The sequence below is a fragment of the Marivita sp. genome (genome assembly GCF_022763305.1).
In the GTDB taxonomy this organism is placed as follows: Bacteria; Pseudomonadota; Alphaproteobacteria; order Rhodobacterales; family Rhodobacteraceae; genus Marivita.
On sequence record NZ_JALEGT010000071.1, the window covers coordinates 30,601 to 56,699 of the forward strand.

The window sequence follows — 26,099 nt, forward strand, 5'->3', positions numbered from 1 at the left end:
CACGGACGCAACAAAGACATCGGATCGCTGCGGTACGACAGGTTGGCGCGCCCTTCGGAACCTGAATGCGACTGTGCTTCAGTGACATTTGGAGGGTGCAGTGACGTCTGTTGCCCGCCACCAAGGCCTGCGAGGTTTCTTGTCGTGATGGGTGGCGCGCAGTCCATCACGCGGGCCTCTACTGATGCCTCACATCGTTTAATTTTGCTTGGAGGCGTCAGATATCGTTAAGGCGATGTCCCTGACCTCTCCGACGGGGCATGCGTGAGACCAACGAGGCGGTTCGGCTTTGAGGTCAAACGCCCCGCGCATCGGCAGTTTAATTAAAACCGCTCCAACAGGGCGTTGCGGCCTCTGTCGATCTCCGACATTGCCGCATGCCTTCAGATTGCCTAAGCTTTACTGTAGACGCTCGCTTATTTTGCGGAACTGCCAAATTTTTTAGGATTTCCATTTCCATGGCTGAATTCTATACTATTTTCCCCGACTCCGAACGCCAGGACAGTTTTCCCGTTCCTCCGGCGTATTATCGCCCCGACGAGATTCTGCACCGTCCCGCGGAGAAGGAGGATTTTGACACGTCGTCCTCATATGTTGCAGACGGCACTCTTCCGCCGGAGGCCGTGATGCGGGCACGCAAACTCGAAATCAAGCTTGCCCGACATCACATCATCTCCTGGAAGATACTGCGAACCGCCTGGAACCGGGCTGTCCTGACCAAGTTGAACACCGTCTGTGCCATTCTGGTCCGGATGCTGACCGAAAGCGAAGGCCGGATCATGCCCGAACCGGGCGCCATCTGTTGGGCCAAGCGCAATTTGATCGTTGGGCCGTTGGGCAACGATCGCCTTTTCGATCCGGGCGACTCCTTGGATTTCGAAAGTCCGATTGCGATGAAAGGCCGACGCAAGGCACATGTCGCGGCCATGGTCGAACTTGGCAAACTTCTGCAGGCCTTCGGTGAGAACAACATCGAACCCGATGAATTCAGCAAGAAATTCATGAAGATGCACCGGTTCTGCATGAAGTTACGCGGCGAAGAGATCTGTGTCTTTGAAAGGGATGAATGGACGTTGATGGCACCGCCCGACCTGGCATGGGTGAAAAACCCGTGGGTTGCCGGGAATTGGCTGACGGTCAACAGGCCAGCGCCTCTCTGGCATCGCGGGTCCTATTCACCGGCGAAGGCAGAACGCTACTACTCGCCCAATGCCTCGGATCAAGAGAAGCGGACGAAGACAGCCATCCTGAAACGCCGGACCCACACGCGTTTCATCCGACAGGCGGGCGAAGACCCGCGCTATGCGATGTGGAAGTTCGTCACGTGACACCAGACGCCAACGCCTGTCAGGCAAGGCAGTCCGCTTTTGTAGGCAAAACGGTGAAATAAAAAACCGCGCCCAGATCACCCCGGCGCGGTTTTCAGTCACTGTCCGTGTGAACGGAAGGCTTATTTGATTTTGCCTTCTTTGTACTCGACGTGCTTGCGCGCGACGGGGTCGTACTTCCGAACAGACATCTTTTCCGTCATCGTCCGCGCGTTTTTCTTGGTCACATAGAAATGACCCGTTCCCGCAGACGAGTTCAGGCGGATTTTGATTGTGGTCGGCTTCGCCATGGGTCGTCTCCTGCACCGGGCAAGGACTGCCCGTGAATGTCTTCTTGAAGGCTGCCTTCTACCCGTGTCCGCGACTGAGTCAACCCTTCTTGCTGAGGTCTTTGCACAAAGGGTGAAGAAAAACGCGCGGAGGGCCTGTAAGCCGGATTCTGTCCCCCTTGGGCTGCCCCAAGGTTGGATGACCATTCCTCTGGGACCGATGTTGCCACCGGCCTCGTGCTGCCAACCCGGGGATCTGGGCTGAAGCGACCCTGCCGACGCGCGGCGCGATCCCCCTATTCGGCATTGCTCCCGGTGGGGCTTGCCATGCGGGCGCTGTTGCCAGCCCCCCGGTGGGCTCTTACCCCACCGTTTCACCCTTACCCCGGCGGACCGGGGCGGTCTGTTCTCTGTGGCGCTTTTCGTCAGGTTGCCCTGCCCGGGCGTTACCCGGCACCATTGCTTCAGGGAGTCCGGACTTTCCTCCCCCATACAGGGGCGGCCATCCGGCCCTCCGCGCCTTGCTGCCCTAGGCGATGGCGTGCATTCGGTCAATCCTCAAGAAGGATCGCCCAGTTCCGGCGGCTGTGCAGGATGCGAAGGATTTCGACACCGGACCCGCTGTCCGTGTAAAGGATGTTGTGCGATCTGTACGGATGCAGTCGAACGGGCGGGGACGTTTCGCTGCGCAAACGCCCGATTTGTGGTGTCTCGGCCAGCAGGTCGAACATGTCGAACAGACCTGTCATATAGTCGACTGCGGTCTCGACGCCCCAGGATTCGATGGAGTGGTCGCGAATGGCGTCGATGTCGCGCAGCGCAATTGGCCTCAGCGTGACCGCCATGTCTCAGTCACTGCGCCGCATCTTCTGCAGGAACGCCTCACGATCGAAAGGGCGTGCAGGACCACTTGCCAGCGCGTCGTCAATGATCTGCTGCAAGTCGTCCAGTGCCATCCGACGTTCCTGATCCCGGCGGATCAGGTCTCGGACATAGTCACTTGCATTGCTGTAACGCCCGGATTCCGTCTGCTTTTCCACCCAGGACTTCATCTGATCCGGCAGTGAGACATTCATCGTCGCCATAGCGTACCCCTTTGTGCCGATATTGGCAAAGTTTGCCAAAATGACAAGAGGTCAGCGCAGCACGTAAGGCTGATGCAACCACTCCCACAGCGCGTCATTGGTTTCGTCCGGGGTTTCCAGCGTCGGCAGGTGGCCCGCGTCGTCCAGCACAACCAGCCGCGCGTGCGGGATGAGCTCGGCCATGAAGGTGTGTCGCTTGACCGGGCAGAGCGCGTCATGCGCACCACAGAGCACCAGAGCGGGCTGGCGGATCTTGCGTAGGGTCGACTGCTGGTCGCGGCGGCGTTGCAGGGCGCGGGACTGTGCGATGAACACCTCGGGTCCCAGAGTGTGCGCCATATCCATCACCGTTTGCAGCACGGCAGGGCGGCGCGGGCCGGGGGCGAGGTAATTGGGCTTCAACTCGTCCCGCATCACCTCGGTCAGCTTGCCGGACTTGACCTTGACGATCTGCGGCTCGCGATTGGCGGCGATCTGCGGTGTTTCGGCCAGACAATTGGTGTCCATCAGCGCCACACGTGTGACCCGTTCGGGCGCGCGGCGCAGGATCTCCATCGCCACGATGCCGCCCATGCTCAGCCCCGCCAGCGCGAATTTGGGCGGCAGAAGCGGCAGGATGGCCGATGCGATCTCCTCGATCCGCTGCCCGTGGGTGATGGGCGCGACCATCACCGGATGGGTGGCGGAAAAGGTCCGGATCTGCGGCTCGAACAGCCGCGCGTCGCACATCATGCCGGGCAGAAAGACGACGGGTTCGATCATGGATCAGAGGCGCTCCGACGCCAGTGCGGCCCCTTTGGCCAGGGTTTCGAGCTTGGCATAGGCGATCTCGGGGTCCACCGCGCCGAAGCCTGCGAAGGTGCCGAAGCCGCAATCGCTGCCGGCGATCACGCGGTCGGCTCCGACGATGTCGGCAAAGCGTTCGATCCGCTGAGCGACGACTTCGGGGTGTTCGACGAAATTGGTGGTCGAATCAATGACCCCGGGGACGAGGATCTTGTCGTCGGGGATCTCGGATTTGCGGTCGCGGAACACGGTCCATTCATGCGCATGGCGGGGGTTCGAGGTCTCAAATAGAACCTGTCCGGCCTGCACCTTCATCAGCGTCGGAAATACGGTGTCCATGTCGATGTCGCAGACATGCGGGCCTTCGTAATTGCCCCAGCAGATATGCACGCGCACGCGGGCCGGGTCGATCCCGTCCAACGCGTGGTTCATCGCCTCCACATGGGCATCGGCGATCTTGACGAATTCAGCATCGGTGAGATCGGTGAAGATCATATGCCGCGAGAGGGCCAGGTCAGGGCAGTCGAGTTGCAGCATCAGGCCGCTGTCCACGATGGTGCGGTATTCGTCACGCATCGCGTCGGCCAGTGCGGCGAGATAGGCGTCGCGGGTGGGGTAGTAATCGTTCTGCAGGAAAAGCGAGATCACACCGGGGGAGGCCGCGTTCATGAAGGCCTCGGTCGCGCCATGGGCGGCCATCCCGGCCTTGAGATTGGCGATGTCGGTTTCCAACTCGCCCTGACCCTTGGATTTCACATCACCTACGCACATCGGGCGCGCGTATTTCGGTGTGCCACCATCCTCCTTGAGCCGTTCGAGGAAGGACGGGTACATCTTCAAGTCTGCGGGCGCGTTGCGCGGGCTGTCACCGTCGAAGCCGGTGTAGCGGTCCTTCACGTAGGTGGCGTAGCTGATCTTGGAGGTCTCGCCATCCGAGACGATGTCGATTCCGGCATGGGTCTGAAGCCGGACGGTTTCGGACGCGGCTTCGGCCATCGCGGCGTCGAAGGCGGCTGCGTCATACTCCTCGCCGTTTTCGCGCGCGAAAATGAAATCCACCACCTTCTGCGTGCGCGGCAGAGATCCGACATGGGTGGTCTTGATGCGTGTCATCGGCTCGGCCCCTTGTCCTGCATAGGTTTGCAGCGACACTAACAAATCGACCGCCGGGTGCCAGATGCTTCTAAGCATCTGGCAAAGCTTTTCCAAAAGCTTTGGCGGCTCAACCCATCAGCGCGCGCGCCAGGGCGTTCTGTCGCTCGACGACGCGGGGCAGGTCGATGGTGGTGACATGCCCGTCCCGCACGATCTGGCGTCCCTCGACCAGCAGGTGTTTCACCCGCGTGGGACCGGCCAGAAGCAATGCTGCCGGATCCCAGCTTCCGGCACTGTCCACGCCGGACACATCCCAGATCGCGATGTCTGCGCGTTTGCCCACGGCGATCTGGCCGCAATCGGGACGGCCCAGCACCTCGGCTCCGCCGCGTGTCGCGATGTAAAGCGCCTCGCGTGCGCTCATGGCGTCGGCGCCCTGAACCACCCGTTGCAGCAGCATTGCCTGACGTGCTTCGGCGACCAGATTGCCGGCATCGTTGCTGGCCGACCCATCGACGCCCAGACCAACGGGAACACCGGCATCCCGCATCCCGCGCACCGGCGCAATGCCGGATCCAAGCCGGCAGTTTGAACAGGGGCAATGCGCCACCCCGGTACGGGATTTGGCAAAAAGGTCGATCTCCTGCCCGTCGAGCTTCACGCAATGGGCGTGCCAGACATCCGGCCCTGTCCAGCCCAAGTCTTCGGCATATTGGCCGGGGCGGCAACCGAATTTTTCGAGGGAATAGGCGATATCCTCGTCGTTTTCGGCCAGATGGGTGTGCAGCATCACGCCTTTGTCGCGCGCCAGCAGCGCCGCGTCGCGCATCAGGTCCCGGCTGACAGAGAAAGGCGAGCAGGGGGCCACGCCCACCCGAACCATCGCGCCCTCGCGCGGGTCGTGATGGGTGTCGATCACGCGGATGCAGTCGTTCAGGATCGCTGCTTCGTCTTCAACCAGCGAATCCGGCGGCAGGCCGCCATCGCTCTCGCCAATGCTCATCGCGCCGCGGGTGGGATGGAACCGCATCCCGATCTCCTGCGCGGCGGCAATGGTGTCATCCAGCCTTGCGCCATTGGGGTAGAGATAAAGATGATCCGAGGTCAGCGTGCAGCCCGACAGCGCCAGTTCTGCCAATCCGATCTGGGCCGAGGTGAACATCTCTTCCGGACCGAAGCGCGACCAGATTGGATAGAGCGTCTGCAACCAGCCGAAGAGCAGCGCATCCTGCCCACCGGGCACCGCGCGGGTGAGCGTCTGGTACAGGTGGTGATGGGTGTTCACCAACCCGGGCGTTACCACGCAGCCTGTGGCGTCAATGGTCTCTTCCGCGCCGGTCAGCCCGGTGCCAACCTCTGTGATGACACCGTTTTCGACGCGGATGTCCGCCTGTGCCAATTCCGTCAATGCGGTGTCCATCGTGACGATGGTGGTTGCGTTCTTGATCAGGATGGTCATGCCGTTCCCTCCACACAAATCGTGCCCTTTTCGGTGAGGATAACCCGCCGGGGCGACAGAAAAGGAGCGGAAGGACTCGCCCGGGCGGGGTCAGGTGTAGCGCGGATCGTTGCGTCTGTCAGCCGTTCAGAAGCGCCATCGCCGCCGCATGCAGGTCCGGCGTGGCAGCGGCAAGCGTCGTGCCACCATCATGGGCGGGGCTTCCATCCCATTGGGTGACGACACCGCCCGCCGCTTCGATCACGGCAATCGGGGCCTGTACGTCATAGGCGTTCAGCCCCGCCTCGATCACGAGGTCGATCTGTCCGGCGGCCAGAAGCGCATAGGCATAGCAGTCGCAGCCGTAACGCGTGAGCTTGACCTTGGGGGTCACACGCTCGAACGCGCGGCGCTGCTCAGGTGTGCCGATTTCGGGGAAGGTCGAGAAAAGGATCGCGTCCGACAGGCGGGTTGTGGACTTGGTGCCCAGAGGTCCAGACCGGCCCGGTCCCGTCCAGTCACAGCGCCCGAGGCCGCCCATGAAGCGTTCGCCGACATAGGGCTGGTCGATCATGCCCAGCACGGGTCCGGTTTCGTCCGAAAGCGCGATCAGCACACCCCATGTCGGCGTGCCGCTGATGAAGGATCGTGTGCCGTCGATCGGGTCGAGCACCCAGGTGAGACCACTGGTGCCTGCAACCGTCCCGTGCTCCTCGCCCAGAATGCCATCTTCGGGGCGCAGTTGGGCCAGCACGTCGCGCATGGCGGTTTCAGCGGCGCGGTCCGCGACGGTGACGGGGTCGAACCCGCCAGCGAGCTTGTTATCGGCAGCCAGCCCAACGGACCGGAAATGCGGCAGGATCGCCGCGCGGGCGGCATCCGCCATGCGTTCCGCCACTGACCAGAGGTCAGCGGCATCATCCGTGGAAAATTCTGTCATGAAAGGCCTCCTGATCGCAGCCCGGACAGGGCTACCTCAGGCGACGGGCGCGCTCAAGCGACGTCTGACAGCACGCGGGCCAGTTCGAACAGGCGACGGCGTTGGTTCTCGGGGATCGCATAGTAGGACCGGATCAGATCCAGCGCTTCCTTGTCGCCCAGCAGATCGGCCGGGATCGATTCTGTCGCGACATTGGCTGCGGGCTTCTTTTCCGCATCTTCGATGCCTTCGAAGAAGAACGCCACGGGCACATCAAGCGCATCCGCGATGTCCCAGAGGCGGGACGCGCTGACACGGTTGGCACCGGTCTCGTATTTCTGGATCTGCTGGAATTTGATTCCGACTTTTTCAGCCAACTGCTGCTGGGTCATACCCACCAGCCACCGGCGGTGTCGCACGCGCTTTCCCACATGTACGTCAACAGGATGTGCCATCTTGCTCCCTTTCGCCAAACGCAACTACGTCTTTTTGTGTCGGACAGGATGATAGGCAAGGTTGCTTTAGCAAGTCTTAAGCTGAACAACCTATCCGGTTATTGATGGCGCGACGCTATAGCATGACAGGTATGAGGGCAAGATAATTGGGAGAGATCATGGGCAAACCGTTCATAATTTCCGATCAGAGCGCCGGTTTTGTAATCATCTGACCACAAACTTTGTTTGCCCCCCGTGACAGGCTGCGCGACCTAAGCCAAAGTCATATCGTCAAAATTTAATATGGGAGCCCGTCTTGAAGGCATTTCAGGTACAAAGTCACGATGTCGCACCAAATGTGGTCGATGTGGCCATCCCGGAACCCGGCACGGGAGAGATTCGCGTCCGAATCCACGCCTGTGGGTTGAATTTTGCCGACCTGCTGATGGTCAAGGGCACCTACCAGGACACGCCCAGGTTGCCCTTCACCCTCGGCATGGAGGTTGCGGGCACTGTGGATGCGCTGGGCGAGGGCGTCGATGGATTGGCGCCCGGGGACCGGGTGGCGGTGTTCGGCGGGCAGGGGGGGCTTGCGGAATTCGGCTGTTTCGATGCGCGTCGCGTGGTGCGTCTGCCTGATGGGATGTCGATGATCGACGCGGCGGCATTCCAGATCGCGTATGGCACCAGCCATGTCGCGCTTGAGCACAGGGCGCGGCTGCTGCCGGGCGAAACGCTGCTCGTGCTCGGGGCGGCGGGGGGTGTCGGGCTGACGGCGGTCGAGATCGGCAAGCTGATGGGGGCGCAGGTCGTGGCCTGTGCCCATGGTGCGGCAAAGCTCGATGTGGCGCGCGCGGCCGGCGCCGATCATCTGATCGACGCGGAAACGCAGGACATCCGGGCCGAGATGAAGGCGCTGGGCGGGGCGGATGTGGTCTATGACCCAGTAGGCGGCGATCAATTCATGGCCGCGTTCCGCGCCTGCAAGCCCGAGGCTCGGTTGCTGCCCATCGGGTTTGCGAGCGGCGACGTCCCGCAGATCAAGTCCAACCACCTGCTGGTCAAGAACCTGTCCGTGCTTGGTGTCTATTGGGGGGGGTATCTGCAATTCCGCCCCGAGGTCGTGACCGGGAGCTTGACCACATTGATGGACTGGTACGGTCAGGGGCGGCTCAAGCCCCATGTCAGCCATGTGCTGGCGCTTGAGGAGGTTGCGGACGGGCTGGAATTGCTGCGCAGTCGCGCCTCGACCGGCAAGGTGGTGATCGAAATCGCGACTTGATCCGAACCCGGCAAACGCGGCGCTTTGTTATCCGGCGGCGCGCAGATCGACGCCCGAGATCGCGGCGAATTCCCGGCGCAGCAGGTCGCAGAGTGGCTCTATGATCTGCGGCCGTGCCGTTCCCCGGTACAGCGCCACCGACTGATGACCGAGATCGGGCAGGTTCGCGCTTGCCGGGATCGGCGCGAATTGTGGTGGTTCATGCCCTTCGAGCACGGAGGTCACCGCGATGTCCGCGCAGACCGCCACTTCGATTGCCCGGTCGCTGTCCGAGGAGAGGACGAGATCCCAGGGCGTGCCGGTCCGTTCCAGCGTGCCGAGCGCCACCGGACGGAAGGAACAATGGTTGCAGAAGGCGACGGGCAGGGGGCTTGCCTTCCAGGCCTGTCCGCCCGGCGCGCCATACCAGCGCAGCGGCACCTTCATCAGGATTTCCGCCGCGGCCTCGGGACGGGTCTCGGTGGTCAGGATCACGTCCACATCGCCGCGTGCGAACTTCTCCTTCAGATCGCTCGAATAGGAGCTGAGCAACTGCAGCTTCACGCGCGGGAAGTCGCGCTGCATGGCCTTCATCACATTGGGGATCGCCGGGTAGATGATGTCGTGGGGAACCCCCAGCAGGATCTCACCTTCCCAGACAGTACTGGTGAGCTTGCCGTACACCTCGTCATTGAGATCGACGATGCGTCGCGCATAGGCCAGCAGCTGTTCGCCGGCCGCCGTCAGCACTACGCCGCGCCCCTGCCGGTCGAGCAGGGTCAGATCGAGGCTGTCCTCGAGCCGCTTGATCTGCATCGACACCGCCGATTGCGTGAGGTTCAGAAAGGACGCGGCGCGTGTGACACCGCCCGCATCGGCCACCGCGATGAACGACCGCAGCGTGGTGATGTCGAGATTGCGCATATATCACGATCCTTGATGGATGGGTTCAAAAACATTCGTTTCACATATGGTGATAGCAGGCGCATATGCATCATGCAATGCGATGGTTCTCTGCAAAACCATCACGAACCGGAAAGGATACGACATGGCTTACTACATCGACAGCGTCCGCGGACATGGCCGGGCTTCGGCACGTCGACCGCTCCTCGCCCGGATCGCCACGGCGTTTGCGCTGCATCGCAGCCGTGCCCGTCTGGCAACGCTTGATGCGCATCTTCTGGACGATATCGGGGTGGACGCAGGCGCGGCCCAAGCCGAGGCACGGCGCCCGATCTGGGATGCGCCCGACTTCTGGCGTGGCTGACCCGGACGGTCCGGCCCACCTCCAAGCATGGCCCGTGGCCGGACCTGTCCGCCGCAAGCTGCCTAAAAATGCATATGCCATGCATTTTTTGCGCCGATGTCGCGGCTTGAAAGCTTGAAATGCAGAAATGTAGACCCGATATTTGTCCCATCTCCCCCGCAGGTGCGGTGGGTTTCCAGTTTATTTCGGAGGGATAAATGGCTGAGTATAACACAATCCGGACGACCGGCGTTGCTGGCGCCCGAGCCGCCCAGATTGATGAGGGTCTGCGCGCGCACATGAACAAGGTGTATGGCACCATGTCGATCGGCATGCTGCTCACCTTTGCTGTCGCTTGGGCCGTGGGCACAAGCCCCGACCTGCTGGCGGTTTTCCGCGATCCTGCAACGCTTCAGCCGAACATCCTGGGCTGGATCGTCATGTTCGCGCCGCTGATCATGGTCTTTGCCTTTGGCGCTGCCATCAACCGGCTGTCCGCCGCCGGCGCGCAGCTTTTCTTCTACGTCTTCGCATCGGTCATGGGCCTGAGCCTTGCATGGATCTTCGTGGCCTTCACCGGCATGTCGATCGCGCAGATTTTCCTCGTAACCTCGATCGCCTTCGCGGGTCTGTCGCTTTACGGCTACACCACGAAGAAGGACATCTCGGGCTGGGGCGCGTTCCTGATCATGGGTGTGATCGGTCTGATCGTGGCGTCCATCGTGAACATCTTCCTCGCCTCGCCGGCGATCATGTTCGCGATCTCGATCCTCGGTGTGCTGATCTTCGCCGGTCTGACCGCCTATGACACGCAGAACATCAAGAACACCTATCTGCAGCACGCCGCACATGGCGACAGCGAGTGGATGGCGAAGTCGGGCATCATGGGCGCGCTGAGCCTGTACCTGAACTTCATCAACATGTTCATGTTCCTGCTGCAGCTGTTCGGCAATCGCGAATAAGCGGCACGTCTCTCCAACTGGAAAGGCCGGTCTTATGACCGGCCTTTTTCGTTGCGGGTCATTCCGCCTCATGTCAGTCCCGAAGAGCGGGCGGACCCTCCAGAATTTTATGGCGCGGCCCCAGAAACTTCGTACGAAGTTTCTGTAAAACCCTTAAAGAAATATTGAGAACGGCAGACATAAGAACGTGTGCGCTGCCCGAGGCGCTTCGGTTCTATTCGGTTCTTGATGCGCTCCGTCAACCCCAGGGATGGATCAGACGCCGACCTCGGGTCCAAGGCACATCATCGGCTCATCATTCTGCTGCGCTTCATAGAGCGTCGTCGCATTTGGGTCGTTCTCGAAGATCGCCCGCAACCCACCGGCTTCCTTGAAGAAGGTCCAGCATTGCGGCGTCGGATTGTCCTCGTAGACAAAGCAGATCATGTCGCCGTCTTCGTACCAGACACCGTCCTTGCACTGACCATCAAGGAACGACCAACGCACGCGGCGGTCCTCCAGATACTCTTCGACCCCGTAGGCCTGTCCGTTCTGGCCGAAATAGAGCGTCTTGCCGGTCACATAGGCTTCGAACTGCGCGCCATTCAGCGGCTCTGCCGCAAAGCACGGCGCCGCCAACAGAACCGCCAGCGCGGCAGATGCAAATCTCTGTCTCATGTCCGCGAGCCTATCCAAACCCGGAGCTCTGCACAAATGACATCGGCGTAAGATTTCCGAAATTCCACAGCGGTTGCCCATCCGCGCCTCCTGCAGGGCGGTTCACCCATGTTGAACGTCGTTTTCAGGCTCGTGGCGATGTCGCGCCTGTGCAAGTTTGCCGCCACATGCGAACAGAGGACGACCCAGATGGCATTGGACGAACGCAAAGGTGTTTGGAAATCCGGACGCGGCAAAGGCCGCAAGACGCCGAAGGGCCGCCAATATACCGATGAGGCACTGGCCGAGGTGCAGGCGCTGCTCGGCGACCGCCCCCGCCGCCGGGATCTGCTGATCGAATTCCTGCATCTGATTCAGGACGCGTACGGCCATCTGTCTGCCGCGCACCTGCGCGCGCTGGCCGAAGAGATGCGCCTGAGCATGGCCGAAATCTACGAGGTCGCCACTTTCTACGCCCATTTCGACGTGGTGAAAGAGGGCGAGACACCGCCGCCCGCGCTGACCATCCGCGTCTGCGACTCGCTCTCCTGCGAACTGGCGGGTGCGCAACAGTTGATGGCAGCGCTGGAAGAGGGGCTTGACCCCAAGCAGGTCCGCGTTGTCCGGGCCCCCTGCATGGGCCGCTGCGACACCGCGCCGGTGCTGGAACTGGGCCACAACCACATCGACCACGCCACCCCGGACAAGGTGCAGGCCGCCATCGCGGCGGGCGACACCCATGCGCATCTCCCCGACTATCAGGACCTCAACGCCTACCTGAAAACCGGCGGCTATTCCGCCCTGACCCAACTGCGCGCCAATGGCAACTGGGAAGACGTGCAGGAACAGGTGCTGGCGTCCGGCCTTCGCGGTCTGGGTGGCGCAGGCTTCCCGTCGGGCAGGAAATGGGGCTTCGTGCGCGCCAATCCCGGCCCGCGCTATCTGGCCGTGAACGGCGACGAGGGCGAACCGGGCACGTTCAAAGACCGCTTCTACCTCGAACGCGTGCCACATCTCTTCCTCGAAGGCATGCTGATCGCTGCCTGGGCGGTCGAGGCCGAGACCTGCTTCATCTATATGCGGGACGAATACCCGGCGGTGCTCGAAATCCTGCGCCGCGAGATCGCCGCCTTGGAAGCCACCGGCATGGTCGCCCCCGGCTATATCGACCTGCGCCGAGGGGCAGGGGCCTATATCTGCGGCGAAGAATCCGCGATGATCGAATCCATCGAAGGCAAACGCGGCATGCCGCGCCACCGCCCGCCCTTCGTGGCGCAGGTCGGTATCTTCAACCGCCCCACCTTGGTGCATAACGTGGAAACCCTCTACTGGGTCGCGCGGGTGTGCCGGGAAGGGCCGGAATGCCTGAACACCACCGAAAAGAACGGCCGCAAAGGCCTGCGCTCCTACTCGGTGTCGGGCCGTGTCGCCAATCCCGGTGTCTACCTGCTGCCTGCGGGCAGCACGATCACAGACATCATCGAGGCCGCAGGCGGCATGGCCGAGGGCCACAGCTTCAAGGCCTACCAACCCGGTGGCCCGTCGTCCGGCATCCTGCCTGCGACGATGAACGACATCCCCCTCGACTTCGACACGCTGCAACCGCACGGCTCCTTCATCGGCTCCGCCGCCGTCGTCGTTCTGTCCGACAAAGACAGCGCCCGCGATGCCGCACTCAACATGCTGCGCTTCTTCGAGGATGAATCCTGCGGCCAGTGTACCCCCTGCCGCGTGGGCTGCGAAAAGGCGGTCAAGCTGATGCAGGCCGAGCATTGGAACCAACCGCTGCTCGAGGAACTCTGCACGGCAATGGCCGATGCGTCGATCTGCGGGCTGGGGCAGGCCGCGCCGAACCCGATCTGCCTGACGATGAAGCATTTCCCCGACGAGGTCTGAGCCTTCCATCTTGCCCGGATAAGGACTAGGTGAAGGGGAACGACCCAGACACGGACGGTCCCCATGTCCTTTTTCGGCAAGCTGAAATCCAAGCTCTTCAAATCCTCGTCCAAGCTGGACGAGGGGTTGGACGCCATCGTTTCCGACGGTGGTGAGGAAACCCCGACCCCCGAAGCGCCGCCACCCAGCGACCCGAACCCGCCATCCCGGCCAGAGCCGCAAACGCCGCCGCCGGACGTGCCCGCACCGCCGACGCCGGAAGAGGTGCCTGAACCGGAGACCCCTGCGCCGGACCTGCCCGAACCCGACGCGCCCTCCGAAGTGCCGCAGCCCGACCTGCCGGAGCCGGAAGCCCCGCAGGAAATCCCGCAGCCCGATCTGCCGCAGGACACGCCGCCTTCACCCGGCCCGGATATGCCCGCGCCCGAGCCGACCCCGGTCAGCCCGCCACCTCCTCCGGTGGAGACCCCACGCCCCAGCGACCCGATCCCGTCCCCGCCCACCGAAATGCAGCCCGCTGCGCCGCTGGAAATACCCGTGCAATCGGTCGGCCTCGTCGACGAAACCCCGGTCGCCGAGGCGCGCAAACCCGGCTTCCTTGGCCGCCTTCTGGGCCGGACGACCGCCCCCACCGAAATCCGGCGCGAGCTGGATGACGACATGCTGGAACAGCTCGAAGAGCTGCTGATCCAGGCCGATATGGGCGTCGACACGTCTCTGCGCGTGACCGCCAACATCGCCGAAGGCCGCTTTGGCAAGAAACTCAGCGTGCGCGAAATCAAGGAACTGCTCGCAGGCGAAGTGGCCCGCATCATGGACCCGGTCGCCAAGCCGATGCCGCTTTACCCGACCAAGCCGCAGGTGGTGCTGGTCGTGGGTGTGAACGGCTCGGGCAAGACGACAACCATCGGCAAACTCGCCAGCCAGTTCCGCGCCGCCGGAAAAAAGGTGGTGATCGCCGCAGGCGACACGTTCCGCGCCGCTGCCGTCGAACAGTTGCAGGTCTGGGGCGACCGTGCGGGTGTGCCGGTTCTCACGGCTCCCGAAGGCTCGGACCCCGCCAGCCTTGCCTTTGATGCCATGACAAAGGCACAGGCCGAAGGTGCGGATCTCCTGATGATCGACACCGCGGGACGCCTGCAGAACCGTCAGGACCTTATGGAGGAACTGGCCAAGATCGTCCGCGTGATCCGCAAGAAAGACCCCGACGCGCCGCACAACACGCTTCTGGTGCTCGACGCCACGACAGGTCAGAACGCACTCAGCCAGGTCGAGACCTTCCAGAAACTTGCCGATGTCACAGGCCTCGTGATGACCAAACTCGACGGCACCGCCAAGGGCGGGGTTCTGGTGGCACTCGCGGACAAGTTCGGCCTGCCGATCCACGCCATTGGCGTTGGCGAACAGATCGACGATCTGCAACCTTTCGACCCCGAGGAATTTGCGGCCGCCCTGACGGGGCTTGGCACCGAATGAGACTTTCTCCGGTTTCCAAATACTTCGGGGTGAGGCGCGCAGCGCCGAGGGGCAGAGCCCCTGAGACGGATTTTGCAAAATCCGTCCGCCTCCCATGATCAGCGACTGGCTTGTTTCCATCGAAGGCACCGAAGCCGGGCAGCAGCTTGCCCTCTGGCTGGCGCTTCTGGCCGCCGTGCTGCACGCCGCGTTCGGCGCTCTGCAGAAAGGCAAACATGACCCGTGGATGTCGCGCGGGGCGATCGACATCAGCTACGGGCTGATGGCGGCCCCCTTTGCGCTTTTCGTCGTCCCTTGGCCAGAACCCCATATGTGGCCGATCTTCGCGGGCGCGTTCATCATCCATCTGGGCTACAAGCTCCTTCAGGCGCAGGCCTATACCAAGGGTGCCTTCACCGTGGTCTACCCGGTGGTGCGCGGCACGGGGCCGCTTTTTGCGGTCATCGGCGCCTATCTGATCTTCGGTGAGGTCTTCACCGGCACGCAATGGCTGGGCCTTGCCGTGTTGCTGGCGGGCATCTTCGGCCTTGCGGTCTACAACCTGATCTTTCTCAAAACAGCCCGCGACACGCTGCCTGCCGCGCTGGCTCTGGCCGTGGCCACTGGCCTTTTCGTCGCGCTCTACACCACCTATGACGCATACGGCATCCGCGCCACTGCCGATCCGTTCACCTTTCTGGCGTGGTTCTTCATGATCGACGGCATCGCCATGCCGATCATCGCCGCACTGCGCTATCGCAACATGACCCACAAACCCGCCCTCGGCCCGCTGGCTGTCAGAGGCGTGATCGGCGGGCTGGTGGCTTTTTTCAGTTTCGGCTCCATCATGGTGGCCACACGCCTCGACCAGGTGGGCGAAGCGGCGGTGCTGCGCGAGACATCGACCGTCTTTGCCGCGATCATCGGCTGGGTGTTCCTTAAGGAAACCGTGGGTCCGCGAAGGATTGCGCTCATGGCCCTGATCGCGCTAGGGGCTGTCATCGTGGAATTCGGAGGCTGAGACTTGGCACAACGGCATGTCCCGCAATGGGTGAAATCGGCACTGGAACTGGGCCCGGTGATCGGGTTCTTCGTCGCCTATCTCTGGGTCAAGGACGAGGTGTTCACCTTCGGCGGCACCGAGTATGACGGCTTCATCGTCGCCACCGCCGTCTTCATCCCGGTGATCCTTGCGTCCATGGGGCTGCTTTGGTGGCTGACCGGGCATATCAGCCGCATGCAGATCGTCACGGCCGTTCTGGTGGTGGTGTTCGGCGGGCTGACCGTCTGGCTCAACGATGACCGCTTCATCAAGATGAAACCAACCATGGTCTATTCGCTGTTGGGGGGCATTCTGGCGCTCGGTTTGCTGCGTGGTCAAAGTTACCTGCGCGTGGTGATGGGAGAACTTCTACCGATGGAGCAGGAGGGCTGGATGATCCTGACCAAGCGCATGACCGGCTTCTTTTTCCTGCTGGCTGCGTCGAACGAGATCATCTGGCGCACGCAAAGTACGGAGGTCTGGGTCTATTTCGAGACCTTCGTTCTGACCGGGGCCACCTTCGTGTTCTTCATCGCGCAGGCCGGGCTGATCCAGAAATATAGCACAGCCGAGGAAGACTAACCCCGCCTGTCGATCTTGGTCGTCAGGTGGATGAAGCTCTCCGAGCTTTGAACGCCTTTCGCCTCGGCAATATTGTCCAGGGTGCGGTCCAGATCCTGCGTCGTCTTCGCACTGATCTCGACCACCAGATCCACCCGCCCGGACACGGTGAACACCGCCTCCACATTCGTCAGCGACTGCAGCCGTGACAGCACCGCAGGCCCCGTGCGCGGCGCGATCGACACCAGCACGGTCGCCCGGATGGGCGCGGCCAGCGCATCGCCCCCGCGCAGGGTGAACCCGGCGATCACGCCCCGTTCCAGCAACCGGTCGATGCGCGTCTGCACTGTTGTGCGGGCCAGACCCAGCTTGCGCGCCACTTCCGCCACCGGCATCCGCGCGTCGCGGCGCAGGAGAGCGATCAATTCGGCGTCTGTTTCGTCGATCTGTAGGCTCATTCCGTCAGTCTGAGCGCAAATGAGTCTGTTTTGCAAGAACTGCCGACGCAAACCGACGACATTCGCAGGCACAGTTGAGAAAACAGAACCACATGAGGCAGTCATGGTTGCAGGGGCACAAGACAACACGGATGCAAGGTTCGACCGCGCACGCGTCGCGACGCTGATCCAGAGCACAGAGCCGGATGATCCGCTGGCGATCCTGCGGCCCGAGGTCCTGCGGCGTACGGCGCAAAGCTTTCGGCGCGGGTTTCCCGGACAGGTGAGCTATGCGGTCAAGGCCAATCCCGCACCCGACATCCTGCGCATTCTGGTGCAGTCCGGCATCACCGTGTTCGACGTGGCCTCGGTGCCCGAGATGTTGGCCGTCCGCGCCATCTGCCCCTCGGCGCGGCTGCATTACCATAACCCGGTTCGCTCCCGGTCCGAAATCGCGCAGGCCAAGGCGCAGGGGGTTGCGTCCTGGTCGGTGGACCGGATGTCCGAACTCGACAAACTGGGCGACCTGCCCAAAGGCACCGAGGTCGCGGTGCGCCTGTCGCTCAGGCGCGGTGGGGCAGCATATGATTTCGGCAGCAAGTTCGGGGCCGCGCCTGACGTCGCCGCCGACCTTCTGCGCGCGGTTGCAGCCCGGGGCCTGACCCCGTCGCTGACCTTCCATCCCGGCACGCAATGCACGGATCCGACAAGCTGGGCCGACTACATCGCCGCGTCCGCCAGCGTGGCCAAGACTGCCGGTGTGACGCTGACTTCCCTGAATGTCGGTGGCGGCTTTCCGTCCCTGCCGCGCGGCGGGGCGGCTTTGCGCCAACGCCTGTTCGACACGATCGACGCTGCAACAAAGGCGCATTTCCCGGACGGCACGCCGCAGCTTTGGTGCGAACCGGGGCGCGCGATGGTGGCCGAGGCGACGTGGCTCCTGCTGCGCGTCAAGGCGCGGGGCGACGGTGTTCTGACCCTGAATGACGGGCTCTACGGAGCTTTGGGCGAATGGCGCGACATGCCGGTGCCCAGCCGCTTGATCGCGTTTGATGCGCAGGGCCAGCCACTGGCGGGACCACCCAAACCCTTCACCATCTTCGGCCCCACCTGCGACAGTCTTGATCGGGTGCCTGACCCGTGGCGTCTGCCGGCCGCAATCGCAGAGGGGGACTATATCCTGATCACCGGGGCGGGCGCCTACAGTCTTGCGCTGGTCACCCCGTTCAACGGCTATGGCACACGCCAAGTGATGAACCTCGACTCTCTGCCCGAACCTGCTGGACAGTGCCGCCTCGCAGGCTAGTGTTCCTGCCGAAAGACCATGGTCATACGCGCGAGGAAAACATGGATAAATTTGGCAAGTCGCAACCGGTCAAACGGGTTGAAGATGTGCGATTTCTCACCGGGGCCGGGCGCTATGTCGACGACATCGCTCCTGCAGATGCGCTGCGGGGATATGTGGTCCGCTCGTCTGTGGCCCATGCCAGCATCGAAACGCTGGACGTGACCGCGGCGCGCAGCGCGCCCGGTGTGCATCTGGTGCTGACGGCTGCCGATCTGGCCGAGGCGGGCTATACCGAGGGGCTTTGGGGCACCACGATCCCGAACCGGGACGGCAGCATGGGCGCCTCGCCCTTCCGTCCGGTCCTGGCCACGGACACCGTGCGCTACGTGGGCGAAGCGCTGGCGTTCATCGTCGCCGACAGCCTGCAGGCGGCGCGTGATGCGGCAGAACTGATCGAATTTGACTACACCGACAAGCCGGCGCATCTGGGCCTCACCTCGGGTGGAGAGCCGCTGCATCCCGAAGCCCCGCGCAACGTGGCCTTTGACTGGGGCATGGGGGACGAGGCCGCGACAGCGGAGGCGTTCAAGACCGCGCACCGCACCGTCAGCCTCGAGGTCGAGGACAACCGCATCATCGTCAACGCGATGGAGCCGCGCGGCTGTTACGCCGAGATGGAGGGTGACCGCCTGCACTTTGCCGTCAATGCGCAAGGCGTGTGGGAGCACAAGAAACATATCGCCCGCGTGCTGAACATGGCCGAAGAAGACGTCCGCGTCACCAACCCCGACACCGGCGGCGGGTTCGGGATGAAGGCGATGCCCCACCCCGAGAATTTCCTGACCGCCATCGCCTGCAAGATGCTTGGCAAGCCGGTGCGCTGGATGTCCGAACGCACCGAAGGCATGTTGTCCGACAACGCGGGCCGCGATCTGCGCCACACCGCCGAATTGGCCTTTGACGAACACAACCGCATCACCGCCTACCGGGTGCAGACCGTGGCCAATATGGGGGCCTACAACTCGCATTTTGCGCAGGCCATCCAGACAAGCCTGTTTTCCAAGGTGCTGATGGGGGTCTATGACGTGCAGACCTCGTGGCTGCAGGTCGAAGGCGTCTACACCAACACCACGCCAGTCGATGCCTATCGCGGGGCCGGGCGTCCCGAGGCGATCTACCTGCTGGAGCGCGTCATGGACCGCGCCGCGCGCGAACTGGGTCTGGACCCGTGGGAATTGCGCCGGATCAACTTCATCAAGCCGCACCAGTTTCCCTACAAGACGACGACGGGCGAGACCTACGACGTGGGCGATTTCGACCGTGTGCTCTCCCGCGCCGAAAGCTTTGCCGACCGTGCCGGGTTCGACGCCCGCCGCGCCGCGTCCGAGGCGCAGGGCAAGCTGCGCGGGCTGGGGCTGTGTTACTACATCGAAAGCATCCTTGGCGCGCCGGTCGAGGATGTGAAGGTCACCTTCGACGAGGATGGTGGCGCGTCGATCTATGTCGGCACGCAATCGAACGGGCAGGGGCACGAAACCGTGTTCACGCAGTTCCTGTCCGACCAGACAGGCATCCCGGCTCATATGATCCGCTTCGTGCAGGGCGACAGCGACCTGATCGCGCGGGGCGGTGGCACGGGGGGGTCACGTTCGGTTACGATCCAGAACACGGCCACACTTGCGGCGGTCGAAAAGATCATCACGGCCTTCACGGCCTTCCTTGCCGAACAGAACGGCGTCGACGAGGCCGAGATCAGCTTTGATGACGAACAGTTCCGCGTCGGCACATCGAACGTCACACCGACAATGCTCGAAGTCGCCCAGATGGCGCGCGAGGCGGGGCGGACGGATCTTCTGACCTTCGACGCCACGGCGACCCTCGATGCGCGCAGCTTCCCCAACGGGGCGCATGTGGCCGAGGTCGAGATCGACCCCGATACCGGCCACGTGACCGTCGACCGCTACACGGTGGTGGATGATTTCGGCAACCTCATCAACCCGATGCTGGCCGAAGGTCAGGTGCATGGCGGGGTGGCGCAGGGGCTGGGTCAGGCGCTCACCGAACGGGTGGTCTATGACGAGGACGGGCAGCTCCTCACGGCAACGTTCATGGACTACGCCATGCCGCGCGCCGATGATATCCCCATGATTGGGTTTACCACAGAAGCGACACCGTCGGTCACCAACCCGATGGGCATGAAAGGCTGCGGCGAGGCGGGCACCGTCGGCGCGCTGGCCGCGGTCGCCAATGCGGTGCAGGACGCGATGTGGCAGCGCGGCGTGCGGCAGGCCGACATGCCGTTCACGCCGCAGCGGGTCTGGGGCATGTTGCAGGATGCGCGCATCGCGGCTGAGTGATACCGTTCTTGGCTGGTTCCGCCGGAAATTCGCGGCGGACCAGTCGCGGATCACGGTCCGCCGGGGCGCCCGCACCCATGTGATCATCCTCGACGGGACGATGTCGTCGCTCGAACCGGGATGTGAGACCAATGCGGGGCGCCTGTTCCGACTGTTGCAGGAGGTGGGAGGCGACCTGTCGCTGTACTACGAGTCCGGGCTGCAATGGTCCGACTGGCGCAGCGCGTCGGACATCGCAGTGGGGCGCGGCATCAACCGCCAGATCTGCCGCGCCTATGGATTTCTGGCCTCGCGCTACCGGCCGGGGGACCGCATTTTCCTGTTCGGGTATTCCCGGGGTGCCTATGCCGTGCGTTCGCTCGCGGGGGTGATCGACCGTGTGGGGCTGGTCAAGGCCGAACACGCTACCGAACGCAACATCCGTCAGGTCTATGCGCATTATCGACAGGCTTCCGACAGTTCGGCGGCGCAGGATTTTGCCCGCCTCTATTGTCATGACCGGACGCAGATCGCGGTGGTCGGGGTCTGGGACACGGTCAAGGCGCTGGGGATGCGGCTGCCGATCATTTGGCGGTTCACCAATGACAAACACGCGTTTCACAATGACCAGCTTGGCCCGTCGATCCAGTGCGGTCTGCATGCGCTGGCCTATCACGAACGCCGCATGGCCTACGAACCGGTGCTCTGGTCCTGCCCGCCGGGCTGGACGGGTCATGTCGAACAGGTCTGGTTCAAGGGTGTGCACAGCGACATCGGCGGTCAGTTGCGCGGTCGGGAAGAGGCGCGGCCGCTGGCCAATATCCCGCTGGTCTGGATGCTGGAGCGCGCGGAACACGCTGGATTGCCCCTGCCCGAAGCCTGGCGCAGCCGGTTCGAACTGGACCCTCACGCGCCGTCGAGCGGCAATTGGAGCGGGTGGGGCAAGCTCTTTCTCTATCGCAGGCACCGCCGGGTGGGTGCCGATCCCTCCGAGCGCATTCATGAATCGCTGCATGTTAGCGAACCGGTGGGCGTGCCCGAACCGATGCAGCCGTGAATTCTGACGAATCTGTGACCGGAGCCCCGGTTTTCGCCCTTTAAAACCCCTGCAGCGTACCTATTTGATTCTCAAGGAGCGCGGGCATGGAACACCCGCAGCACCTACACTGTCCCTCGTTCCAACACTTGCGCCCAAGGCCTCCTTGGGCGCTTTTTCTTTCTCGCGCGGCAGGGTAGAGAACGGTCATGACCTATTCCGACGATTTCCTGCGCACCGTCCTCAAACGTACCAAGACCGTTGCCGTGGTGGGCGTGTCGCTCAATCCGGTGCGCCCGTCCTATTACGTGGCCCGCTACCTGTCGCTCAAGGGATTCACCGTGATCCCGGTCAACCCGGGCCATGCCGGTGCCCGGCTTTTTGGGGCCGAGGTCAAGGCGTCGCTGGCGGATATCGACGCCAAGGTCGATATGGTGGACATTTTCCGCCGCTCTGACGCGGTGCCGCCCATCGTGGACGAGGCGCTGGAGCGGTTCCCGGACTTGCAGACCGTCTGGATGCAGATCGGTGTCGAGAACGCCGAGGCGGCCGCGAAAGCAGAGGCGCGCGGCGTGGATGTGGTGATGAACCGCTGTCCCAAGATTGAGTATCAGCGGTTGTTCGGCGAACTGCGCATGGGTGGGTTCAATACTGGGATCATCTCCTCCAAGCTCTGAGGCCGGGCGGGCGATGCGTCGACGCATCGCGGCGTTTCCGTTGACGGAAACGGCTAGGGTCGTCCGTTGGTGCGCCCTTGGTTCAAGCCCAAAGGACGACGCCCCAAACCCCGAAGTGTTTTCGAACCCGAGAAGTTCAGGACCGGTTTGCTTTTTCCTGCAGGCCGGACTGCCCCTGACGCTGGGCGAGTTCCGCCATCACGTCGGCCAGAGCCACATCGCGGGATTTCAGCAACACCAGCAGGTGGAACAGCACGTCGGCCGCTTCCGATGTCAGGCGGTCGCGGTCGCCCTTGATGGCTTCAATGATCGCCTCGATGGATTCCTCACCGAATTTCTCGGCGCATTTCTCGGGGCCTTTGGCCAGCAGTTTGGCGGTCCAGCTTTCCTCGGTAGAGGCACTCGCGCGTGCGGCGACGATCCGTTCTAGCTCTTCCAGCGTCATGTCAGCCTCACCGGGATGCCAGCGGCGGCCATGTGGGCCTTGGCCTCGCCAATCGTGTATTCGCCGAAATGGAAGATCGAGGCGGCCAGCACGGCGCTGGCACCGCCTTCGGTCACACCTTCGACAAGGTGATCCAGCGTGCCGACGCCGCCGGACGCGATCACCGGGACATCCACCGCATCGGAAATCGCGCGGGTGAGCGGCAGGTTGAACCCCGCCTTGGTGCCGTCGCGGTCCATCGAGGTCAGAAGGATCTCCCCTGCGCCCTTGGCGACCACGGTCTTCGCGAACTCCACCGCGTCGATGCCCGTGGGTTTGCGGCCGCCATGGGTGAAGATTTCCCATCGACCTGGCTCCACCGTCTTGGCGTCGATGGCGACCACGATGCACTGGCTGCCGAACTGGTCTGCCGCCTCGGCCACAACGTCAGGCTTGGCGACAGCGGCGGAGTTGAACGACACCTTGTCGGCCCCCGCCAGCAGCAGAGCGCGCACATCCGCAACGGTACGCACGCCGCCACCCACGGTCAGCGGGATGAAGCATTGTTCCGCCGTGCGCGTCACCACGTCGAACATCGTACCGCGGTTTTCATGGGTGGCGTGGATGTCGAGAAAGCAGATCTCGTCCGCCCCTGCCGCGTCATAGGCGCGGGCGGCGTCCACGGGATCACCGGCGTCGCGCAGGTCGACGAAATTGACGCCCTTGACCACACGGCCATCAGCGACATCGAGACAGGGAATGATGCGGGTCTTCAACATGCCTGTCGCGTACCCCGAAGATCGCCGCTTGTGAAGCCTGCGCATGTCGCATTATGCGTGGGACCCATCGAAAAGAAGGAGGTTTCCCATGTCCGACAGTTTTGCGCGCTATCCCAGCCTGTCCGGCAAGACCGTGTTCATCACCGGCGGTGCGTCGGGCATCGGCGCCGAAATCGTCACGGCGTTCGCCGCGCAGGGGGCCAAGGTGGGCTTTGTCGATCTGGACGGCCCCCGGGCGCAGGCGCTGGTGGAGGCGACAGAGGGAGACGTGGCCTGGGAAGAGGCCGATCTGCGCGACATCCCGGCGCTGCAGGCCGCCTTTGCCCGATTGAAAGACCGCTTTGGTCCAGCCGAGATCCTGGTCAACAACGCCGCTCGCGACGACCGCCACGATTGGCGCGAGGTCACGCCCGAGTATTGGGATGAACGGCAGGCGACCAACCTGCGGCATATGTTCTTTGCCATTCAGGCGGTGGCCCCCGACATGATCGAAGCCGGTGGTGGGTCGATCATCAATCTCAGTTCCAACAGCTGGTGGGAAGCCGTCGGCAACATGCCAGCCTATGTCACGGCCAAGGCGGCCGTGCATGGGCTGACCCGCACCATGGCGCGCGATCTGGGTGGGCATCGCATCCGCGTCAACACGGTGGTGCCGGGCTGGATCATGACCGAGCGGCAGAAAGAGCTCTGGGCCACGCCCGACGCGCTGGAGGCGCACAGACAGAACCAGTGCCTGCCCGACCTGATCGAGCCGGTCTATGTGGCGCGGATGGTGCTGTTCCTCGCCTCCGACGACGCGGCGATGTGCACGGCCAACAATTTCATGGTGGAAGCCGGGTCGATCTGACCGGTCACGGCAACGTGCCTTTCAAGTGACCTGCATCTCGCGGAGGCTGATGGGATCAGCCAGAGGGGGAAACTTATGAAACACCTGATCTTCGCCACCAGTTTGGCCCTTGCGGCCACAAGCGTCACGGCAGGCGACAATGGAATGATGCGCAAGGACAGCGCGATGGGCGTGGCCGAGACCGTGGATTCGATGGTCTCTGCGATGGAAGAGGCCGGGATCACGATCTTCGCGCGGGTCGATCACGGCGCAGGCGCGCAGTCGATCGGCGCGGATGTGGGTGAGATGCAGCTTCTGATCTTCGGCAACCCGAAGGTCGGCACCCCGGCGATTCAGGATGATCCGGTGGCGGGGCTTTTCCTGCCGCTCAAGGTGCTGGTCTACGAGGACGCGATGGGCGCCACGAAGTTCGTCTATGAGGAGCCTTCCGCAATGCTGGGCAAGCTGGGCGGCGTGTCTGAAGACGCCGCCTATCTGCAGACCATGGCGGGTGCGCTTGCGAAGTTCACCGATATGGTGGCGAACTAGCCGCGCAACGCGGCCAGCGCCGCTGTCAGGTCGATGGCGCCATCGTAAAGCGCGCGTCCCGAGATTGCGCCGTTGAGGCCCGCGCCGCAGTCGCGCAGGGCGATCAGGTCGCCCAGCGAGGATACACCGCCCGAGGCAATCACCGGGATCGACACCGCGCGCGCGAGGTCGGCGGTGGCTTCCAGGTTCGGGCCCTGCATCGCGCCGTCGCGGTTGATGTCGGTGTAGATGATCGCCGCCACACCCGCATCCTCGAAGGAGCGGGCAAGGTCGGTCACCATCACGTCGGTTTCCTCGGCCCAGCCCTTGGTCGCCACACGTCCGTTGCGGGCGTCGATGCCGACGGCGACATGGCCCGGAAAGGCGCGTGCCGCCTCGCGCACCAGATCGGGGTTTTCCACCGCGACGGTGCCCAGGATCACCCGCTGCAGACCTTTGTCGAGCCAGCGCTCGATTGTGGCCATGTCGCGGATGCCGCCGCCCAGCTGGGCGGGCACCTTGCAGCGGTCGAGAATGGCTTCGACCGCCGCCGCGTTCACCGGTTCCCCGGCGAAGGCACCGTTGAGATCCACCAGGTGCAGCCATTCGCAGCCCGCTTCGACAAATTCCATCGCCTGTGCGGCGGGGTCGTCGTTGAAGACGGTGGATTTCTCCATATCGCCGCGCAGCAGCCGCACGGCCTGTCCGTCTTTGAGGTCGATGGCGGGGTAGAGGATCATGGGTCGTCTCCGGTCAGATGTCGCACGCGCTTTGACATGACGGAACGGCACATGCAACGCGACCCCGCGTCAATCTTGATCGGTTTGAAAACCTCGGGTCAGAGTTTCCGCACCACTCTGAGGGAGGAGACAGAGATGAAACTCATGACACTTGCCGCAGGCCTCGCGCTGGCCGCCAGCGCCGCCTTTGCCGATCCGGTGGAAGGCACGTGGAAGACCCAGCCGGGTGATGATGGCAATTACGGGCTCGTTACGATCAGTGCCTGCGGGGCCGAAATCTGCGGCGTGCTGGGGCAGGGATATGACGCAAGCGGCAAGAAGATCGCATCGCCGAATATCGGCCGTCAGATGATCTGGGGCATGAAGCCCGAAGGCAATGGCAGCTACAAGGGCGGCAAGATCTGGGCGCCGGATCGGGACAAGACCTACAATTCGAAGATGACGCTGAATGGCAATCAGCTGAAGGTGGAAGGCTGTGTTCTGGGGATCTGCCGTGGCCAGACCTGGACGCGGGTGAAGTGAGTTGTCTCGCGGGGGCAGGCCCCCGCGACCCGGGGGGGGGGGGGGGGGGGGGGGGGGGGGGGGGGGGGGGGGGGGGGGGGGGGGGGGGCGGCC

At 63.2% G+C, this 26,099-nt stretch carries 29 protein-coding genes and 1 other RNA gene; 15 read left to right on the forward strand and 15 right to left on the reverse strand.

Going from position 1 to position 26,099, the window contains the following annotated elements; genetic code table 11:
• Positions 1 to 377 precede the first annotated feature (377 nt).
• Positions 378 to 1,328: a hypothetical protein gene (locus MRY75_RS13930; RefSeq protein ID WP_292308609.1), complete on the forward strand. Its 951-nt coding sequence runs from the start codon at positions 378 to 380 to the stop codon at positions 1,326 to 1,328.
• 122 nt (positions 1,329 to 1,450) lie between these two features.
• On the opposite strand, the gene rpmG is transcribed toward MRY75_RS13930, so the two are convergent.
• From rpmG to MRY75_RS13975, 9 genes are all read right to left on the reverse strand, one after another.
• The gene (rpmG, locus tag MRY75_RS13935) at positions 1,451 to 1,618 is read right to left on the reverse strand and encodes a 50S ribosomal protein L33 (RefSeq protein WP_028958297.1); all 168 of its coding nucleotides are present in this window, start codon (positions 1,616 to 1,618) and stop codon (positions 1,451 to 1,453) included.
• 122 nt (positions 1,619 to 1,740) lie between these two features.
• An RNA gene (rnpB, locus tag MRY75_RS13940) (RNase P RNA component class A) lies at positions 1,741 to 2,115 on the reverse strand.
• A 33-nt stretch (positions 2,116 to 2,148) separates the two neighbouring features.
• Positions 2,149 to 2,442, reverse strand: coding sequence for a type II toxin-antitoxin system RelE/ParE family toxin (locus MRY75_RS13945; RefSeq protein ID WP_292308610.1), 294 nt, complete (start codon positions 2,440 to 2,442; stop codon positions 2,149 to 2,151).
• A 3-nt stretch (positions 2,443 to 2,445) separates the two neighbouring features.
• Positions 2,446 to 2,682, reverse strand: a complete 237-nt coding sequence (locus tag MRY75_RS13950) for a type II toxin-antitoxin system ParD family antitoxin (RefSeq protein WP_292308611.1) — start codon at positions 2,680 to 2,682, stop codon at positions 2,446 to 2,448.
• 51 nt (positions 2,683 to 2,733) lie between these two features.
• Positions 2,734 to 3,444 (reverse strand): alpha/beta hydrolase, encoded by a 711-nt coding sequence (locus MRY75_RS13955; RefSeq protein WP_292308612.1) that lies wholly within the window; start codon positions 3,442 to 3,444, stop codon positions 2,734 to 2,736.
• Between the two features lie 3 nt (positions 3,445 to 3,447).
• Positions 3,448 to 4,581, reverse strand: coding sequence for a cobalamin-independent methionine synthase II family protein (locus MRY75_RS13960; protein ID WP_292308613.1), 1,134 nt, complete (start codon positions 4,579 to 4,581; stop codon positions 3,448 to 3,450).
• Between the two features lie 109 nt (positions 4,582 to 4,690).
• Positions 4,691 to 6,022: an 8-oxoguanine deaminase gene (locus tag MRY75_RS13965; protein ID WP_292308614.1), complete on the reverse strand. Its 1,332-nt coding sequence runs from the start codon at positions 6,020 to 6,022 to the stop codon at positions 4,691 to 4,693.
• A 118-nt stretch (positions 6,023 to 6,140) separates the two neighbouring features.
• A complete protein-coding gene (hisN, locus tag MRY75_RS13970; protein ID WP_292308615.1) occupies positions 6,141 to 6,941 on the reverse strand; it encodes a histidinol-phosphatase in 801 nt (266 codons plus the stop codon).
• A 53-nt stretch (positions 6,942 to 6,994) separates the two neighbouring features.
• Positions 6,995 to 7,375, reverse strand: a complete 381-nt coding sequence (locus tag MRY75_RS13975) for a helix-turn-helix transcriptional regulator (RefSeq protein ID WP_292308616.1) — start codon at positions 7,373 to 7,375, stop codon at positions 6,995 to 6,997.
• Between the two features lie 295 nt (positions 7,376 to 7,670).
• Here MRY75_RS13975 and MRY75_RS13980 point away from each other — a divergent pair, with 295 nt between their 5' ends.
• Positions 7,671 to 8,636: an NADPH:quinone oxidoreductase family protein gene (locus tag MRY75_RS13980; protein WP_292308617.1), complete on the forward strand. Its 966-nt coding sequence runs from the start codon at positions 7,671 to 7,673 to the stop codon at positions 8,634 to 8,636.
• A 27-nt stretch (positions 8,637 to 8,663) separates the two neighbouring features.
• Here the strand turns inward: MRY75_RS13980 and MRY75_RS13985 are convergent, their stop codons facing one another.
• A complete protein-coding gene (locus tag MRY75_RS13985; protein WP_292308618.1) occupies positions 8,664 to 9,539 on the reverse strand; it encodes a LysR family transcriptional regulator in 876 nt (291 codons plus the stop codon).
• Positions 9,540 to 9,663: 124 nt separating this feature from the next.
• Between MRY75_RS13985 and MRY75_RS13990 the strand changes: the two genes are divergently transcribed.
• Together MRY75_RS13990 and MRY75_RS13995 are read left to right on the forward strand one after the other, a co-directional pair.
• Positions 9,664 to 9,882 (forward strand): DUF1127 domain-containing protein, encoded by a 219-nt coding sequence (locus MRY75_RS13990; protein WP_292308619.1) that lies wholly within the window; start codon positions 9,664 to 9,666, stop codon positions 9,880 to 9,882.
• Between the two features lie 197 nt (positions 9,883 to 10,079).
• Complete coding sequence (locus MRY75_RS13995) at positions 10,080 to 10,823, forward strand: Bax inhibitor-1/YccA family protein (RefSeq protein ID WP_292308620.1); 744 nt, start codon at positions 10,080 to 10,082, stop codon at positions 10,821 to 10,823.
• Positions 10,824 to 11,078: 255 nt separating this feature from the next.
• Here MRY75_RS13995 and MRY75_RS14000 read toward each other — a convergent pair whose 3' ends face one another.
• Positions 11,079 to 11,480, reverse strand: a complete 402-nt coding sequence (locus MRY75_RS14000) for a hypothetical protein (protein WP_292308621.1) — start codon at positions 11,478 to 11,480, stop codon at positions 11,079 to 11,081.
• Between the two features lie 189 nt (positions 11,481 to 11,669).
• Here MRY75_RS14000 and MRY75_RS14005 point away from each other — a divergent pair, with 189 nt between their 5' ends.
• The 4 genes from MRY75_RS14005 (at position 11,670) to MRY75_RS14020 (ending at position 16,434) form a co-directional block, all read left to right on the forward strand.
• Entirely contained in the window at positions 11,670 to 13,355 is a 1,686-nt protein-coding gene (locus MRY75_RS14005) for an NAD(P)H-dependent oxidoreductase subunit E (RefSeq protein WP_292308622.1), read from the forward strand.
• Between the two features lie 63 nt (positions 13,356 to 13,418).
• Complete coding sequence (ftsY, locus tag MRY75_RS14010) at positions 13,419 to 14,831, forward strand: signal recognition particle-docking protein FtsY (protein WP_292308623.1); 1,413 nt, start codon at positions 13,419 to 13,421, stop codon at positions 14,829 to 14,831.
• 97 nt (positions 14,832 to 14,928) lie between these two features.
• Positions 14,929 to 15,831 (forward strand): EamA family transporter, encoded by a 903-nt coding sequence (locus MRY75_RS14015; RefSeq protein ID WP_292308637.1) that lies wholly within the window; start codon positions 14,929 to 14,931, stop codon positions 15,829 to 15,831.
• Positions 15,832 to 15,834: 3 nt separating this feature from the next.
• Entirely contained in the window at positions 15,835 to 16,434 is a 600-nt protein-coding gene (locus MRY75_RS14020; RefSeq protein WP_292308624.1) for an inner membrane-spanning protein YciB, read from the forward strand.
• On the opposite strand, the gene MRY75_RS14025 is transcribed toward MRY75_RS14020, so the two are convergent.
• A complete protein-coding gene (locus MRY75_RS14025; RefSeq protein ID WP_292308625.1) occupies positions 16,431 to 16,871 on the reverse strand; it encodes an Lrp/AsnC family transcriptional regulator in 441 nt (146 codons plus the stop codon). The genes MRY75_RS14020 and MRY75_RS14025 overlap by 4 nt on opposite strands.
• Positions 16,872 to 16,974: 103 nt before the next feature.
• Between MRY75_RS14025 and MRY75_RS14030 the strand changes: the two genes are divergently transcribed.
• From MRY75_RS14030 to MRY75_RS14045, 4 genes are all read left to right on the forward strand, one after another.
• A complete protein-coding gene (locus MRY75_RS14030; RefSeq protein ID WP_292308626.1) occupies positions 16,975 to 18,156 on the forward strand; it encodes a type III PLP-dependent enzyme in 1,182 nt (393 codons plus the stop codon).
• 41 nt (positions 18,157 to 18,197) lie between these two features.
• On the forward strand, positions 18,198 to 20,495 hold the full coding sequence (locus tag MRY75_RS14035; RefSeq protein WP_292308627.1) for a xanthine dehydrogenase family protein molybdopterin-binding subunit: 2,298 nt from the start codon (positions 18,198 to 18,200) through the stop codon (positions 20,493 to 20,495).
• The gene (locus MRY75_RS14040) at positions 20,473 to 21,531 is read left to right on the forward strand and encodes a DUF2235 domain-containing protein (protein WP_292308628.1); all 1,059 of its coding nucleotides are present in this window, start codon (positions 20,473 to 20,475) and stop codon (positions 21,529 to 21,531) included. The genes MRY75_RS14035 and MRY75_RS14040 overlap by 23 nt, the downstream gene beginning before the upstream one ends.
• 188 nt (positions 21,532 to 21,719) lie before the next feature.
• Positions 21,720 to 22,187, forward strand: coding sequence for a CoA-binding protein (locus MRY75_RS14045; RefSeq protein WP_292308629.1), 468 nt, complete (start codon positions 21,720 to 21,722; stop codon positions 22,185 to 22,187).
• Between the two features lie 136 nt (positions 22,188 to 22,323).
• On the opposite strand, the gene MRY75_RS14050 is transcribed toward MRY75_RS14045, so the two are convergent.
• On the reverse strand, positions 22,324 to 22,632 hold the full coding sequence (locus MRY75_RS14050) for a phosphoribosyl-ATP diphosphatase (RefSeq protein ID WP_292308630.1): 309 nt from the start codon (positions 22,630 to 22,632) through the stop codon (positions 22,324 to 22,326).
• Positions 22,629 to 23,390 carry an imidazole glycerol phosphate synthase subunit HisF gene (hisF, locus tag MRY75_RS14055; protein ID WP_292308631.1) on the reverse strand — a complete coding sequence of 254 codons (762 nt, stop codon included), beginning with the start codon at positions 23,388 to 23,390 and terminating at the stop codon, positions 22,629 to 22,631. Before hisF ends, MRY75_RS14050 begins: the two co-directional genes overlap by 4 nt.
• A gap of 88 nt (positions 23,391 to 23,478) precedes the next feature.
• Between hisF and MRY75_RS14060 the strand changes: the two genes are divergently transcribed.
• Positions 23,479 to 24,237, forward strand: a complete 759-nt coding sequence (locus MRY75_RS14060) for an SDR family oxidoreductase (RefSeq protein ID WP_292308632.1) — start codon at positions 23,479 to 23,481, stop codon at positions 24,235 to 24,237.
• Between the two features lie 75 nt (positions 24,238 to 24,312).
• Complete coding sequence (locus MRY75_RS14065; RefSeq protein ID WP_292308633.1) at positions 24,313 to 24,765, forward strand: DUF302 domain-containing protein; 453 nt, start codon at positions 24,313 to 24,315, stop codon at positions 24,763 to 24,765.
• On the opposite strand, the gene hisA is transcribed toward MRY75_RS14065, so the two are convergent.
• Positions 24,762 to 25,484, reverse strand: coding sequence for a 1-(5-phosphoribosyl)-5-[(5-phosphoribosylamino)methylideneamino]imidazole-4-carboxamide isomerase (gene hisA, locus MRY75_RS14070; protein ID WP_292308634.1), 723 nt, complete (start codon positions 25,482 to 25,484; stop codon positions 24,762 to 24,764). The genes MRY75_RS14065 and hisA overlap by 4 nt on opposite strands.
• 135 nt (positions 25,485 to 25,619) lie before the next feature.
• On the opposite strand from hisA, the gene MRY75_RS14075 reads away from it, so the two are divergent.
• Positions 25,620 to 26,006, forward strand: coding sequence for a DUF2147 domain-containing protein (locus tag MRY75_RS14075; RefSeq protein ID WP_292308635.1), 387 nt, complete (start codon positions 25,620 to 25,622; stop codon positions 26,004 to 26,006).
• Positions 26,007 to 26,099 lie beyond the last annotated feature (93 nt).

Bases quoted from the DNA above. Each gene is read 5' to 3' on its own strand.
- MRY75_RS13950 (WP_292308611.1), bottom strand. From the start codon at position 2,682: ATGGCGACGATGAATGTCTCACTGCCGGATCAGATGAAGTCCTGGGTG.
- hisA (WP_292308634.1), bottom strand. From the start codon at position 25,484: ATGATCCTCTACCCCGCCATCGACCTCAAAGACGGACAGGCCGTGCGG.
- MRY75_RS13975 (WP_292308616.1), bottom strand. From the start codon at position 7,375: ATGGCACATCCTGTTGACGTACATGTGGGAAAGCGCGTGCGACACCGC.
- hisN (WP_292308615.1), bottom strand. From the start codon at position 6,941: ATGACAGAATTTTCCACGGATGATGCCGCTGACCTCTGGTCAGTGGCG.
- MRY75_RS14030 (WP_292308626.1), top strand. From the start codon at position 16,975: ATGGTTGCAGGGGCACAAGACAACACGGATGCAAGGTTCGACCGCGCA.
- MRY75_RS14045 (WP_292308629.1), top strand. From the start codon at position 21,720: ATGACCTATTCCGACGATTTCCTGCGCACCGTCCTCAAACGTACCAAG.
- MRY75_RS13945 (WP_292308610.1), bottom strand. From the start codon at position 2,442: ATGGCGGTCACGCTGAGGCCAATTGCGCTGCGCGACATCGACGCCATT.
- MRY75_RS13985 (WP_292308618.1), bottom strand. From the start codon at position 9,539: ATGCGCAATCTCGACATCACCACGCTGCGGTCGTTCATCGCGGTGGCC.
- rpmG (WP_028958297.1), bottom strand. From the start codon at position 1,618: ATGGCGAAGCCGACCACAATCAAAATCCGCCTGAACTCGTCTGCGGGA.
- MRY75_RS13960 (WP_292308613.1), bottom strand. From the start codon at position 4,581: ATGACACGCATCAAGACCACCCATGTCGGATCTCTGCCGCGCACGCAG.
- MRY75_RS14060 (WP_292308632.1), top strand. From the start codon at position 23,479: ATGTCCGACAGTTTTGCGCGCTATCCCAGCCTGTCCGGCAAGACCGTG.
- MRY75_RS13990 (WP_292308619.1), top strand. From the start codon at position 9,664: ATGGCTTACTACATCGACAGCGTCCGCGGACATGGCCGGGCTTCGGCA.
- MRY75_RS14065 (WP_292308633.1), top strand. From the start codon at position 24,313: ATGAAACACCTGATCTTCGCCACCAGTTTGGCCCTTGCGGCCACAAGC.
- MRY75_RS14005 (WP_292308622.1), top strand. From the start codon at position 11,670: ATGGCATTGGACGAACGCAAAGGTGTTTGGAAATCCGGACGCGGCAAA.
- MRY75_RS14040 (WP_292308628.1), top strand. From the start codon at position 20,473: ATGCGCGCATCGCGGCTGAGTGATACCGTTCTTGGCTGGTTCCGCCGG.
- MRY75_RS14075 (WP_292308635.1), top strand. From the start codon at position 25,620: ATGAAACTCATGACACTTGCCGCAGGCCTCGCGCTGGCCGCCAGCGCC.
- ftsY (WP_292308623.1), top strand. From the start codon at position 13,419: ATGTCCTTTTTCGGCAAGCTGAAATCCAAGCTCTTCAAATCCTCGTCC.
- MRY75_RS14050 (WP_292308630.1), bottom strand. From the start codon at position 22,632: ATGACGCTGGAAGAGCTAGAACGGATCGTCGCCGCACGCGCGAGTGCC.
- MRY75_RS14000 (WP_292308621.1), bottom strand. From the start codon at position 11,480: ATGAGACAGAGATTTGCATCTGCCGCGCTGGCGGTTCTGTTGGCGGCG.
- MRY75_RS13955 (WP_292308612.1), bottom strand. From the start codon at position 3,444: ATGATCGAACCCGTCGTCTTTCTGCCCGGCATGATGTGCGACGCGCGG.
- hisF (WP_292308631.1), bottom strand. From the start codon at position 23,390: ATGTTGAAGACCCGCATCATTCCCTGTCTCGATGTCGCTGATGGCCGT.
- MRY75_RS13995 (WP_292308620.1), top strand. From the start codon at position 10,080: ATGGCTGAGTATAACACAATCCGGACGACCGGCGTTGCTGGCGCCCGA.
- MRY75_RS13930 (WP_292308609.1), top strand. From the start codon at position 378: ATGCCTTCAGATTGCCTAAGCTTTACTGTAGACGCTCGCTTATTTTGC.
- MRY75_RS14035 (WP_292308627.1), top strand. From the start codon at position 18,198: ATGGATAAATTTGGCAAGTCGCAACCGGTCAAACGGGTTGAAGATGTG.
- MRY75_RS14025 (WP_292308625.1), bottom strand. From the start codon at position 16,871: ATGAGCCTACAGATCGACGAAACAGACGCCGAATTGATCGCTCTCCTG.
- MRY75_RS13965 (WP_292308614.1), bottom strand. From the start codon at position 6,022: ATGACCATCCTGATCAAGAACGCAACCACCATCGTCACGATGGACACC.